This window comes from Pandoraea sp. NPDC087047, assembly GCF_044745225.1.
Lineage (GTDB): Bacteria > Pseudomonadota > Gammaproteobacteria > Burkholderiales > Burkholderiaceae > Pandoraea.
The window spans coordinates 271550-285201 of the sequence record NZ_JBIUZU010000003.1 but is presented as its reverse complement, the minus strand read 5'-3'; the positions used below and the strand labels follow the sequence as shown (position 1 = coordinate 285201).

Sequence of the window (13652 nt, the reverse complement as noted above, 5' to 3'; positions counted from 1 at the left end):
GCCGTGCGCGCCACCTATACTGGATAACTTGCACACCTGATTCAGCTTCGACATCCTCCGTTGCCCCCGCACAGGGCGCACCCCATCAGGAGCAATCATGGCTCGCGCGATCTGGAAAGGTGCCATCAGCTTTGGACTGGTCAACGTGCCGGTCACACTGTTTCCCGCGTCCACCACGCATACCCTCGATCTCGACTGGCTCGACAAGAGAACGATGTCGCCGGTCGGGTACAAGCGTGTCAACAAGGAGAACGGCCAGGAAGTGCCGCGCGACCAGATCGTCCATGGCTATGAGTACGAGAAAGGAAATTACGTGGTGCTCAGCGACGACGAAATTCGCGCTGCGAATCCGGCCGCAACGCAGACGGTCGACATTCTGGCGTTCGTCGACGCGACGGACGTGTCGTTCATGTATCTGGACACGCCCTATTACCTCGTGCCCGAGCGTGCGGGCGCGAAGGCCTATGCGCTCCTGCACGCGGCGCTCATCAAGGCGGGCAAGCTCGGCATCGCCCGCGTGGTGATGCATACGCGCGCGCATCTGGCCGTGCTGGCGCCCGCAGGCGACGCGCTCGTGCTCGACACGCTGCGATGGCAGGACGAAATGCGCGATCCGGCCGAGGTCGGGCTCACGAAGGAGAAGCTCGACAAACGCTCCGCTCCCGGCGAGCGAGAGCTGGACATGGCGATCCGATTGATCGACGAGATGTCGGGACCGTGGCGTCCAGGCAATTATCACGACACGTTTCAGGATGACCTCAAGGCCCTCATCGACCGCAAGATCGCATCCGGACAAACACGCGAGGTCGCGCAGATCGAAGCGAGTGCGCCGAAACTCTCCAGTCCCGGCAACGTCACCGACTTGATGGCGTTGCTCAAGCAAAGTCTCGGGACGAAAGGCCAGCGCGAAGCGGTTCAGGCAGCAGCGCAGGATGTCGAATCGAAGGCTTCAGGGAATAGAAAGTCCGCGAAGTCGACCAAGTCAGCCGGCGGCAGCGCCGATAAGAAGACAGCGACGAAGAAGGCAGCACCGGGCAAGGCTGCGACCCGGCGCGCCAAGTCCACCAGGGCCAAGTGAGCGCGGTCATGCCGAGACGCGCGCCGAACGTCCCCACGAAAACACGTCGCGGCAAGCAAAGCGATCCGCTGGCCGCTTACGATGCAAAACGCAATTTCACCGCCACGCCGGAGCCTCGCGGCCAACGCGCCCGCCCGGCGGGTGCATTGCGTTACGTCATTCAGCGCCACGACGCCAGCCATCTTCACTACGATTTCCGCCTCGAACTCGACGGCACGCTGAAGTCGTGGGCGCTGCCGAAGCAACCGAGTGCCGACGTTACTCGGGCGCGTCTGGCCGTTCAGGTGGAGGACCATCCGCTGGCCTACGCCAGCTTCGAAGGCGACATACCCGCAGGCAATTACGGCGCGGGACACGTCGACATCTGGGATAGCGGCTCGTGGACACCTGACGGCAACCCACGACGCGATTACGCCGACGGCAAACTGTCGTTCACGCTGCATGGCAAGCGGCTGAACGGGCACTGGACGCTCGTTCGCACGGACAAACCCGCTCGCCAGCCGCAATGGTTGCTGATTCATCGACGCGACGATGTCACCGCGTCGACGTCTGCGAAGAAACCGATAGCGACGCGCAAATCAGGCGTCGCGCCGCCCACGGACATGCGTCCGATGCTCGCGACATTGGTCGATCAGGCGCCGTCGCCCGACGGCTGGCACGCCGAGCTCAAGCTCGATGGCTATCGCGTGCTGATCCGCGTCGCAGGCGACGACATCCGCATCTTCACCCGCTCGGGACAGGACTGGACGCATCGCTTCCAGCCCGCCGTCGAAGCGCTGCGCCAACGCGGCCTGCCCAATGCATGGCTCGATGGTGAAGCCGTCGTCACGAACGCGCAGGGCTTACCGGATTTTCAGGCGTTGCAGCGGGCATTCGACGAAAACGCGCAGAGTGCGATCCTCATCTACGTCTTCGATCTGCCCTGGTGCAACGGACACGATCTGCGCGACAAGCCGTTGCACGAACGTCAGGCCGCGCTCGCCAACCTCTTCGAAGGCAAAGAGACGGACGCCGTGCGTGTACTTCACCCCGTGGACGGCGATCTCGAGTCGCTATGGCACAGCGCATGCGAAGCGGGTCTCGAAGGCATCATGATCAAACGCGACGACTCGCCGTACGTCGGCGCGCGCAGCGACGCGTGGCGCAAGCTCAAGTGCTCGCAGCGGCAGGAGTTCGTGGTGCTGGGTTTCACGTCACCCGCCGGTTCGCGTCAGGGCTTCGGCGCGCTGCTGCTCGGCTACTACGATGAGGATGGCAAGACGCTGCGCTACGCCGGGAAAGTCGGCACCGGCTTCGACACCGAGGCGTTACTGCGCCTGCGAAAACGACTCGACGCCCTCGAAACCGCGAGTCCACCGCTGTCACCCGCGCCGCGTCCGGGTGGCGCGGCACGGGTGCATTGGTTGCGCCCGAAACTCGTCGCAGAAGTGCGCTTCGCCGAATGGACGCGCGACGCTCACGTGCGACAGGCCTCGTTTCTCGCCATGCGCAGCGATAAGCCCGCGAAGGATATTCGGCGCGAGGTTCGTCGCAACGGCTCCATCAACACGATCGGCACGCTCAACGCGCTCAACACGAAAAAGGGAACGCCATCGATGCCAGGCACTGCTCGGTCGAACGCAAAATCAGCCGCGTTACCGGTGAAGATTACGCACGGCGAGCGCGTGATGGACACGCACTCGGGCGTTACGAAAGCCGAGCTCGCCGAGTATTACCACGCGATCAGTCGATGGATGCTGCCACATCTGGCCGAGCGTCCGGTCGCGGTGCTGCGCGCTCCCGAGGGCATCGGCGGCGAGATGTTCTTTCAGAAGCATGCCGCGAAGACGATAGCGGGCGTGCACGTGCTCGACCCGTCACTCGATCCGGACCATGAGCCGCTCATGCAGATCGACGACACGACCGGACTCGTCAGCGCGGTGCAGATGGGAACGGTGGAGTTCCACACATGGAACGCGCGCAGCGATCTGATCGAGCGCCCCGATCGCGTGATCTTCGATCTGGATCCGGGAAAAGGCGTCGCGTTTGCGCAGATCGTGGAAGACGCGCGACTGATTCGCAGCTTGCTGGATGAGCTAGGGCTGAAGAGTTTCGTGAAAACGAGTGGCGGCAAAGGGCTACATGTGGTGACGCCGCTGGCGCGACGTCACGAGTGGGACGTCGCCAAAGGATTTGCGCAAGCCGTAGCGCAACATATGGCGCAGGTCTTCCCGGACCGCTTCACGGCGACGATGGGCCCGAAGCATCGCGTCGGGAAGTGTTTCATCGACTATCTGCGCAATTACCGGGGGGCCACGACGGTCTGCGCCTACTCGGCCCGCGCCCGCGAGGGCATGGCTGTCTCGATGCCGGTGCATTGGGAGGAATTGTCCGATTTACCCGGCGCCGACGCGTGGAACGTGCGCAATGCCGTCGACCGGCTCACTGCGCTGAAACAAGACCCTTGGGCGGCGTATGAGAAGGCGTCGCAGCAACGGGTGACGAAGGCGATGCTGGGTCGGTTGGGGGATTGAAGTCACCCCCGCGGTGCGCCTGCATCGCCGTCCTGCAACCACCGGCGCTTATCGCGCAACGGTGCGTCTCCGAAAACGCGTGCGTACTCGCGGCTGAACTGCGAAGCGCTCTCGTAGCCCACTGCCTGCGCGGCCGCCGCCACGGCGATGTCCGCGGCGAAGATCAACCTGCGCGCTTCCTGCAAACGCAGTTGCTTCTGATACTGCAACGGACTCATCGCCGTCACCAGCTTGAAGTGATGATGCAGCGACGACACGCTCATGTGCACTTCCTGCGCCAACGCATCCACCCGCAACGGTTGGGCATAGTGATCGCGCAACCAGCGCACGGCATTCGCGATGCGGTTCATCTGGCTGTCCTGCAATGCCATCTGCCGCAACAATACGCCCTGTCCGTTCATCAGCAGGCGATACACGATCTCGCGTTTGATCATCGGCGCCAGAATCGGAATGTCGCGCGGGGTGTCCAGCAATCGCAGCAAACGCAGCACGGCGTCCACCAACGCCGCATCGAGGCGGTTGACGTACAGCCCCCGCCCGCACGGTGCCGGCGCAGGTGGTGGCAGATGCTCGTCGCCGATGAGCGAGGTGATGTCCTCGGCCACGAGATTGAGGCGCATCCCCAGATAGGGCGACTGCTCGCTCGCCCCCGACACCTGTGCCACCACGGGCAAATGCACCGACGACACCATGTAATGCATCGGGTCGTACGCGTAATGCTCCTCGCCGATCTGCAAGCGCTTCTCGCCCTGCGCGATGACGGCAAACGCCGGTTGCTGCATCGCCGGTTTCGGACCGCCCGGATGCAGAATGCGATGCACGAGCAGGCCGTCCACCGCCGTGGGCGCGGTGCCCTCCAATCCGTGCGTGGCACGGTCGAGCAACCGCACCAGTTCCGTGCGCGCAGCGTGCGACGGGTCATCCACAAACTCTCGCGGGGGTATCACCTCGCGAGGAGGCGTTTTGACGAGATGCATGCAAGTGTCCTCATGACAGACCGGCCGCACGCGATACCGCGGCCGCAATGGGCTACAGCATACGCTCGCCACCGAAACTTGCCTGATCCTCCGGGCCCACATCGACACGATCGGGCAGAAATTCCGGAGGATCCGGCAAGATTCGCGCCACGACCTCATGAAAGGACGCACCTCGCACGACAGTCACCCCTCACCTTCCCGCCATGTTCGACAGTGCTCTGCGGCCAAAAAACCTGCCGGACGACGCCCGCGAATCCGGCCCCTTGCAGAATCAGGCAGGAAATGTGCAGGAACAGGTACTGCTTGCCTGATGCCCCGCGACGCATAATGCATCCCATCCCGTGCACACCGCCGTTCCCCTCATTGGCGGTCACATGCGACGGGCGGCAATCAACGGAGCGATGCAATGCGACAAAGAAAACTCGGCAACACCGGCCTCTTCGTCTCGGAACTGTGCCTGGGCACGATGACCTTCGGCGGACAGGGCGAACTGTGGAGCAAGATCGGCCACTTGCAGCAAAACGATGTCGACGCCCTCGTCGGCCGCGCGCTCGACGCAGGGATCACCTTCATCGACACCGCCGACGTCTACTCGGAAGGCCAGTCGGAAGTTCTCACCGGTCAGGCGCTGCGCAACCTCAAGGTGCCGCGCGACAGCGTCGTGGTCGCCACCAAGGTCTTCGGTGTGACCGGTGCGCAAGGCAGCAACTCGCGCGGCCTGTCGCGCTATCACATCATGGACGGCGTCAAGGCAAGCCTCAAGCGTCTGCAACTCGATCACATCGATCTGTATCAGGTGCACGGCTTCGATCCGGCCACGCCCATCGAAGAAACGCTGGGCGCGCTCGACACGCTGGTGCGTCAGGGACACGTTCGCTACATCGGCGTCTCGAACTGGGCTGCCTGGCAGATCGCCAAGGCGCAGGGCATTTCGGCGCGTCTGAATCTCGCCAGTTTCGCGTCGCTTCAGGCGTATTACACCGTGGCCGGACGCGATCTCGAGCGCGAAATCGTGCCGATGCTGCGCAGCGAAAACGTCGGCCTGATGGTGTGGAGCCCGCTCGCCGGCGGCCTGCTCTCGGGCAAATACACGCGTGACGGCCAGTCGGAAGACGGCGCCCGGCGTCAGCGTTTCGACTTCCCGCCCGTCAATGTAGCGCGCGCCTATGACGTCATCGACGTGATGCGCGGTATCGCCGCCGAGAAGGGCGTGTCGGTCGCGCAGATCGCGCTGGCCTGGCTGCTCGCGCAACCGGTCGTCTCGACGGTCATCATCGGGGCGAAGCGTGCCGATCAGCTCGACGATAACATCGCTGCCACGCGTGTCACGCTGAGCGCTCGCGAGCTGTCCGCCATCGATGCCGCCAGCGCACTGCCGAGCGAGTACCCGGGCTGGATGCTCTCGCGCCAGGGAGACCCGCGTCGCGCGCAACTTGCCGAAGCCGGTCTGCTTTGAACGACTGAAGCGTCATCGACGAGAACGGCGCACCGTAAAACCGGTGCGCCGTTTTTGTTCGTCATGCGAGGCGACGTGCCGCCGCATCACGTCGCATCTCGCCATCAGAACGTGTGACGCATGCCGACGTTCACGCCCAACTGGCTTGTGCCTGCCGTGGGCGAGCCGCCCGCACCGCCCGAGCTGACCGAATACGCGGCGTGCTCGCTGTTGCCGAGCCAGGCGACTTGCGTGTACACCGCCGTGCGCTTCGAGAGGAAGTACGTGCCACGCAGCGTGGCCATCGTCGCTCGCGTGTTCTGGCGCGCATTCAACATGCGGAACACCTCGCCGTCCACTGCGAAGGTCGGGGTGAACTGATACAACGCGCCCACGTAGAACATGTCGGAATTCACGTCGGCGACGGCAGCCGACGCCGTCTGCACGCGACGTCCCAACCACCCCGCGCCCGCCTTCCAGTTGCCGCCCTTCACATAGCCGTTCAACTGCCAGCGCGTGTCCTTGTCCGACGAACTGGTGAGCGGCACCGTCGCCGCACCGTTGAAGAAGTTGGCAGCCGCCCCCGCGCCGCCGCGCTGTTCGTCCCACGCGCCCGCCACGCCGAACCATGCCGTGTCGTACTTCAGCATCGCGGAGATCTGACGGCAGGACGTCATCTGTCCAGCGGTCTGGCCAGCGCACGTGCCTTGCCCCGGTGAGTTGCCGGTGCCGCCGTTGTCGCGTCCGAACGAATACGTCGCGCCCACCGTCAGGCCCTGAAACACGCCTTTGTAGGCGAGCGTGTTGTCGCTGCGCGCATTGGGAATGTAGCTGTCCAGCGAACCGCTGCCGTACAGGTCAGGGCCGAGAATATCGGCGTCGCTCATCACCCAGAACGTCATCGAATACTGACGGCCAAACGACAGCGTGCCGTACTGATTCGACAACCCCACCCACGCCTGACGGCCGAACAATCGTCCGCCCTGGTTCAGGTCGCCCGCACGAACGTTGAAACCGTTCTCGAGCACGAACAACGCGCGCAGACCGCCGCCGAGATCCTCGTCGCCACGCAGCCCCCATCGCGACGGCAGAGCGCCGGTGTTGGCCGGCATGCGCACGAGCGAGCTGTTGTTGGCTCCGGCGTGCGAAAGGTATTCGACGCCGGTGTCGAGAATGCCGTAGAGCGTCACGCTCTGGGCAGAGGCGGATGTGCCGGACAAAGCGAGGCCGGCAGCCAGCGCGAGCGCGGGCAGTCCCTTGTGGGTCACGGTGAAGTCTCCATTGGATCGTGTGGTGGTCTGGCCTGTTGTCAGTGGATTCGGCCAGTTGCAACGCCGCCGCACGAGCATCGGGGGACGCTCGGGCGGCGGGTACTTCGGGGGCTTGCGCGTAACGCTCGCCCCGTTGTTCTTGCGCTCGGGTCAGACCACGCCCGTCGCAGGCTTGACCGCCGCCGCGAGAGAACCGACACGGCTCACGCGCCGGCGCATCGCGAGCATGAGTCCCGCCGCGAGGAACGCGGGAATGGCCACAATCTGGAAGGCCTGCGCCGTGCCGGATGCCGTGGCGATCAGCACGCCGCCGAGGCTCGACCCGAGAATGGAACCGAGACGTCCCACGCCGAGTGCCCACGCTACGCCGGTCGCACGCGAGGCGGTCGGGTAGTACGCCGCCGTGAGTGCATTGGCCCCGGTCTGCGAACCCGCCACGCCGAAGCCCGCGAGGAAGACAACGACCATCAGCCAGCCCGACTGATGTGTCACCGAGCCCAGCACGCACAGCGCAATGCCTGCCATTACGTAAGATGCCGCGAGCACACGATATGGGCTCGTGCGATCCATCGCGAAGCCGATCAGCACCGCGCCGACGGTGCCACCGAGCGGGAGCATCGCGCCGATGCGTGCGGCCTGCTCAAGCGTATAGCCCGAGTCCTTGACGACCAGCGGCAGCCAGCTCGTCAGCAAATAGAACGCGCACAGCGTGCAGAAGTACGTCGCCCAAAGCAACAGCGTGCCCACGACATAACGACGCGAGAACAGCCCGCCCACGGCCGAACTGGGTGCATCGGCCGGTGCGACTTCCGGGTCGATACGCGTGACTTTCGGATCGATATGACGCGCAATGGCGAGAAGTTCGCTGGCACGATCGCCACGAGCCGCGAGATACCGCATGGACTCCGGCAGCCAGCGCATGAGCACCGGCACGATGGCGAGCGGCACCACACCGCCCGCGATCAGCACGCCGCGCCAGCCGATATGCGGCAGCGTCTGCGCAACGATCTCGCCGCCGATGGCAAAGCCCAGCGTGAAGCCGCAGAACGTGGCCGTCACAAGCAGCGAGCGAATGCGCTCGGCGCAGTACTCGGAGCTCAGGGTGATGGCATTGGGCATTGCGCCACCCAGACCGATACCGGTCACGAAGCGCATGACGGCAAGCTCGGTCGGGCTATGGACGAAGGCCGACGCAATGCTGCCCAGCGAGAACAGGATCACCGAGAGAATCAGCACGCGCTTGCGGCCGATACGGTCAGCGAGCGGGCCGAAGATGAAGCAGCCGAGCATCAGGCCGCCAAGCCCCGCGCCGAAGACCGTGCCGAGGCTGGTCGTCGCCATCGCCCATTCGCTACGAATGGCCGGCGCAAGATAGCCGATGGCGGCGGTGTCGAAACCGTCCAGTGTGACGATCAGAAAACACAGGGCAATCACGCGCCATTGAAATGGCGTGATGCCCCTGCGATTCATCAGGGCGGATATTTCCATGTCTGTCTCCTGTGCGGCAATTACCGCAGGCTGAGCCGCGGGCCGTGGCGTCTGTCGACGACGCTCTATCCATGGGCCACGCAGCCGGTTGGGGGCGATTACATCAAGAACCTGGGTGTGACGACGACCTGCCGGGCAACTCCGGATCGCCTGCCGAGAGGTATTCCCACATGCGCTCGATGATCCGGCCCGAGCGGGTGGCGCGTACACGGCACGCCTCGTCTTCGAGGACGGCTGCGGGCAGCGCCGCTTCGAGTGCGAGCACGTCGAGGTCGACGCGGGCAGCGTCTTCGAGATACCACGTGAGGGCGACCATCGCTTCGAGCGTGTCGGCAGCGACGACAGCGCCGTTGCCACGCATCACCACGGCGGCATTCGTGCCCATCGTGGCGATGACGGCGGCCGCCTGTTCGTCGGAGCGGATCAGTTGCGGGTCGTCCCACAGCGGCACGCCGGGGGCGAAGTAGGTGCCCGGCCCGTGCAGCGCGCGCGGGGTGCGGCGCAGTGTCGAGAGCGACATGGTTTTGGGCGGCATGGTGCGCGCCACCGCGCCGATGTCGGGGCGCGAGCGATAGATGTGCTGATGCAGACGGACTTCACCGAGCACGCCGTCGGGCAACGGGCCGTCGACGGGCACGACAGTGCCCGGCTCGCCCGCGCCGAGCAGGCCCATGGGGCGGGCGGCGCAGACAACGAAATGATCGGTATCGAGCCGCGCGCTGCAATGGCCGTACGCGTGCGCCAGGCCTGCGCGCGCCAGCGTGCGGGCGGCCACGCGCACGGCGCGATCAAGCTCGGTGATACCGGCGATGCGTTCGGCGTCGAATGAAACGTGTGTCATGGGCGAGCGGGTGGGCAGGTCGGGACAGGTCAGGACGAAAACTCGGGAATCTCGGGCTTCGCGCCCCACATGCAGAACCCGGTCGGATCGAACGGGAACTGACGCGGAACGTAAGTCGCCTCGTCCTCCGGCGCGATCTTGCGCACGCCCGTGGAATACTCGTAGACCATGCCGTCCGGCCCCGCGAAGTACAGGAACATCGCGTGCGACGTCGGGTGACGCCCCGGCCCGAAGCGAATCGGCACGCCCTGCTCGCGCAGGAAGTACCACGAGCGCATGAGGTCGTCGATGCCGTCCACCTGAAAGTTCACGTGCTGGATGCCCGCGCGCTGGGCGGGGAACAGCGCGATCTTGTGATGCACATCGTCGATGCGCAGTAGCGGTACTTCGCCGATGCGGTCCGACACACGGGCGTTGCACACGCTCGTCCAGAACGCTTCGTCGCGACGCGCGTCGGTCGTACATAGCCCGACGTGGCTGAACGAATCGATGCCCGCATCGCGCTCGCCGTGATAACGACGGCCGGTCTGCGCTGCGCGCAGCACCAGTTCGATCTGATTGCCGGTAGGGTCGCAAAACGTCAGAAAATCGCCCACGCGGCGCATGTCGGCCTCCTCGCGCGTCCCCCGCCGAAACGGGATGCGCAGGGCGTCGAGTTGCGCGGCGGCGGCATCGAAATGAGCGTCGGTGGCGACATCGAACGCGACCGTGTGGTCGGCGGGATCGCCTTCGAAGTAGCACACCGAATGGTCGCGGCTGTCGCTGCGAAGGAATACGTGACCGGCTTCCCGACGCACTTCCTGCAACCCGAGAATGGTGCGCGCATAGCGTGTGGCACCTTCGAGGTCGCGCGTCCCCAGCCGCACGTAACGAATGTCGTGCAGATTGATCACCGCGTGTCTCCTGCGGATATTGTTTGTGTCCCGGGCGATGACCCGATGACGTCGATGTCGTGAGGGATACGATAAGGACCGGCGTCGCGTGACGCCAACAAATTGCGTAAATGCGCGGTATTTACGGCGTGAATTGGGGGTGCAGCATGGATACGCGGTCGTGCAGACGTCTCGTGTGAACAAGCGTCAGTCGTGCGTGGCGCGTTGCGCGATCAGATCAGTCTTCGCCGTGGAACAGTCGGAAGATCGTGCTGCGCAGCCAGCGATGGCCGGCGTCGGTGTGAAAACGTTCGTGCCAGAGTTGCGAGATGTCGAACTCGGGCCCGTCGAACGGCAGGGCGTAAGCGCGCAGATCGGCGGCGGCCTTGAGGGCGCGGCCCAGACGCGTCGGCACGCAGACCACCAGATCGCTCGCGGCGATGAGCGCCGAGAGCCCCATCGAATGCGCCATGCGCAGCGCCACGTGCCGCCGATGCCCCGACTGCGCAAACCATTGCTCGACGGCCGTCTCGAAAACATCGTGATGGCCAGCCGTCGGACGATAGACCGCATGCGCCGCCTCGAAGAAGGCTTCGGCGCTCAGTTGCCCGCGAATCGTGGGATGCCCCTCGCGCACGAGCGCAACGTAATGCTCGCGAAACAGCCGCTGCTGGTGAAAGCCCGCCGAGAACCGCGTAAAGAGTCCCAGCGTGAGATCGATGTCGCCCATCGCCATGGCGTTCTGCGCTTCGCGCGGCGTGGTGTCCACCGTGACGATACGCACGCCGGGCGCTTCGAGCGCAAGCGTCGCCATGAGCTTCGGCATGAAGATCAGTTGGCCGATGTCGCTGAGATAGAGACGGAAAGTCCGTTGCGCTTTGGCAGGCACAAAGTCCTGCGGCGCTTCTACAGCACCGCGAATCAGCCCGAGCCCTTCGGTGACGGGCGGTGCCAGTGAGGCGGCGAGATCGGTCGGCAGCATGCCTTGCGCGGTCTTGACGAACAGCGGGTCGCCAAACGCGAGACGCAGACGCTTGAGCGCATTGCTCACGGCCGATTGCGTGAGGTTCAGTTCCTCGGCGGTGACGGTCGTGCTGCGCGTGCGCAGCAGCGATTCGAACACGAGCAACAGATTCAGATCGAGCGAGCGTAAGTTCATCCGCGGCCGTGCAGTCCTGCAAGAAACACTACGAACATTAGGAGCATCAGTCTGCGCCAACGTGTGCTGCGCAGCAGCCCCCGTGCGTCCGAACGTCTCGTCGCATCGTCTTGTGAGCAGGCGATGGTCATGACGCGCATCGCACCGGCGGGGCTGTCCCGCATTTTAGGCAACGAGCGGCGGCCCGTGCAGTGCGGGAAACCCCGCCCATGGGCTCACCCGCGTTCATGGTATTTACGTGCGCGCACCTGCGCGCGCCGCGGCATGCAGACGCGCAATGACCTCCAGCACTTCAGGACGCTTCTCGCGCTTGGCCGTCACCACGTGGTACTGCAACGGACACGCGACTTCGTGATCCGAGAGGCGAACGAGACGACTGCGCGCAATCCAGTCGTTCGCCAGCGGCGCACGGGCGAGCGCGATGCCCAGTCCAGCCTCGGCGGCAGCGAGCACGACCGTGTAATCCTCGAAACGACGATCACGCGCACGCGGACGCAGCGACACGCCCTGCGCGCCGCACCACGCTCGCCAGCCCGTCAGATCCGAGTCGTGCAACAGCGGCATCGCCAGCATCTCGGTGGCACTCGCGCCTCTCAGACACTGCGCGATCTCGGGCGACGCGATCGGGTACAGCGTCTCTGCCATGAGCGGCTCCGCATCGACGCCCGCCCACCCGCCGCGGCCGTAGCGCAAGGCGATGTCGACTTCGCCCGCCCCCACGTCTGCATTGCGGTGCTCGGTCGTGACCTGAATGTCGATGAACGGCTGCCCTGCTTCGAGCGAGCGAAGCCGCTCCAGCAGCCAGAGTTTGGCGAACGACGGCACCACGCTCAGACGCACCGCTGGCAGCTTGCGCGCCTGATGCCACTGATCGGCGGCCGCGTCGATCACGTCGAAGGCATGTTCGATGCGTCCGAGAAAGCGCTGGCCGTCGCAGGTCAGACTCACGCCCCGGCCGTGCCGCTCGAAGAGCGCACAGCCGAGCCAGTTCTCAACGGCGCCGACCCGGCGGCTGATCGCGCCATGCGTGAGGCCGCTCGCCTCGGCCGCCGCCGTAAACGAGCCGTGACGCGCCACAAGACAGACGGTTTCTAGATTCGCCAGCGGCGGGCGGGCGCGTTGCGAAGTGTGCATGGGACGTGGGGGACCAGGGAAAACTCGTGCGCTCAAGGGACCGCAAGGTGTGAATACGGCTCACAGCTTGCCAGCGATTTGTGCAGTAGCTTATCACCGCGCGAGTGCGGCAACATAGGTGTCTGCGGGTGATTCGCACCCGCCTTTTCCGATACAGGAGTCCACCGTGTCAGCCGCCGCCCCCGCTTCGCTCACGCTCTACGTCGACGCTCAGTTCACCAGCCCCTACGCACTGTCGGTTTTCGTCACGTTGCGAGAGAAAGGCATTGCGTTCGACCTTCGCACCGTCGATCTCGGGCAGGGCGCGCATCACGAACCGGGCTACGCCGATCTGTCGATCACACGGCGCGTGCCCACGCTCGTGCATGGCGACTTCACGCTGTCCGAATCGACCGCCATCGACGAATATCTGGAGACGATTTCCCCCGAGGTGCCGGTGTACCCGGCGGATGTGCGTGAGCGTGCGCGTGCCCGTCAGGTGCAGGCGTGGCTGCGTAGCGATCTGGGGGCCTTGCGTGAGGATCGTTCGACGGAATGCATCTTCTACCGCCCGTCGGACAAGCCGCTGACGGACGCCGGCTACGCCGCCGCGAGTAAGCTGATCGCCATCGCCCAGAGCCTGTTGCCCAACGGCCGCCTGTCGCTGTTCGACAAGTGGTGCATTGCCGACATCGACCTCGCGCTGATGATCAACCGTCTCGTGTACAACGACGATGTCGTGCCGCCCGCGCTCGCCGAGTATGCCCGCCGTCAGTTCCTGCGCCCAGCGGTGCAGGAGTGGATCGCGATGACGCGCCCGCCGCGTCCGGGCGATCTGGGGAATGTGGGCGATGTGGGCGATGTGGGTGGCGCTCAAGCCGTCTGAAAGCGTTGAGGGATCCGCG

11 protein-coding genes are annotated in these 13652 nt (G+C 65.0%); 4 read left to right on the top strand and 7 right to left on the bottom strand.

The features are described 5' to 3' along the window. Positions 1-97 precede the first annotated feature (97 nt). On the top strand, positions 98-1078 hold the full coding sequence (locus ACIPHM_RS06825; protein WP_400325926.1) for a Ku protein: 981 nt from the start codon (positions 98-100) through the stop codon (positions 1076-1078). Positions 1079-1086: 8 nt separating this feature from the next. Continuing rightward, positions 1087-3591, top strand: a complete 2505-nt coding sequence (ligD, locus tag ACIPHM_RS06820) for a DNA ligase D (RefSeq protein ID WP_400325923.1) — start codon at positions 1087-1089, stop codon at positions 3589-3591. Between the two features lie 2 nt (positions 3592-3593). Here ligD and ACIPHM_RS06815 read toward each other — a convergent pair whose 3' ends face one another. Continuing rightward, positions 3594-4568 (bottom strand): AraC family transcriptional regulator N-terminal domain-containing protein, encoded by a 975-nt coding sequence (locus ACIPHM_RS06815; RefSeq protein WP_400325920.1) that lies wholly within the window; start codon positions 4566-4568, stop codon positions 3594-3596. A 406-nt stretch (positions 4569-4974) separates the two neighbouring features. Between ACIPHM_RS06815 and ACIPHM_RS06810 the strand changes: the two genes are divergently transcribed. Further along, the gene (locus tag ACIPHM_RS06810) at positions 4975-6024 is read left to right on the top strand and encodes an aldo/keto reductase (RefSeq protein ID WP_400325917.1); all 1050 of its coding nucleotides are present in this window, start codon (positions 4975-4977) and stop codon (positions 6022-6024) included. 104 nt (positions 6025-6128) lie between these two features. On the opposite strand, the gene ACIPHM_RS06805 is transcribed toward ACIPHM_RS06810, so the two are convergent. From ACIPHM_RS06805 to ACIPHM_RS06780, 6 genes are all read right to left on the bottom strand, one after another. Further along, complete coding sequence (locus ACIPHM_RS06805) at positions 6129-7271, bottom strand: porin (protein ID WP_400325914.1); 1143 nt, start codon at positions 7269-7271, stop codon at positions 6129-6131. Positions 7272-7424: 153 nt separating this feature from the next. Further along, positions 7425-8762 (bottom strand): MFS transporter, encoded by a 1338-nt coding sequence (locus ACIPHM_RS06800; RefSeq protein WP_400325912.1) that lies wholly within the window; start codon positions 8760-8762, stop codon positions 7425-7427. A gap of 103 nt (positions 8763-8865) precedes the next feature. Continuing rightward, entirely contained in the window at positions 8866-9603 is a 738-nt protein-coding gene (locus tag ACIPHM_RS06795; protein ID WP_400325909.1) for a class II aldolase/adducin family protein, read from the bottom strand. 29 nt (positions 9604-9632) lie between these two features. Continuing rightward, positions 9633-10496, bottom strand: a complete 864-nt coding sequence (locus ACIPHM_RS06790) for a VOC family protein (RefSeq protein WP_400325906.1) — start codon at positions 10494-10496, stop codon at positions 9633-9635. Positions 10497-10713: 217 nt separating this feature from the next. After that, entirely contained in the window at positions 10714-11634 is a 921-nt protein-coding gene (locus tag ACIPHM_RS06785) for a LysR family transcriptional regulator (protein ID WP_400325904.1), read from the bottom strand. Positions 11635-11868: 234 nt separating this feature from the next. Beyond that, on the bottom strand, positions 11869-12768 hold the full coding sequence (locus ACIPHM_RS06780) for a LysR substrate-binding domain-containing protein (protein ID WP_400325901.1): 900 nt from the start codon (positions 12766-12768) through the stop codon (positions 11869-11871). A 166-nt stretch (positions 12769-12934) separates the two neighbouring features. Between ACIPHM_RS06780 and yfcF the strand changes: the two genes are divergently transcribed. Further along, positions 12935-13633, top strand: a complete 699-nt coding sequence (yfcF, locus tag ACIPHM_RS06775; protein ID WP_400325898.1) for a glutathione transferase — start codon at positions 12935-12937, stop codon at positions 13631-13633. The last annotated feature ends 19 nt before the right edge of the window (positions 13634-13652 follow it).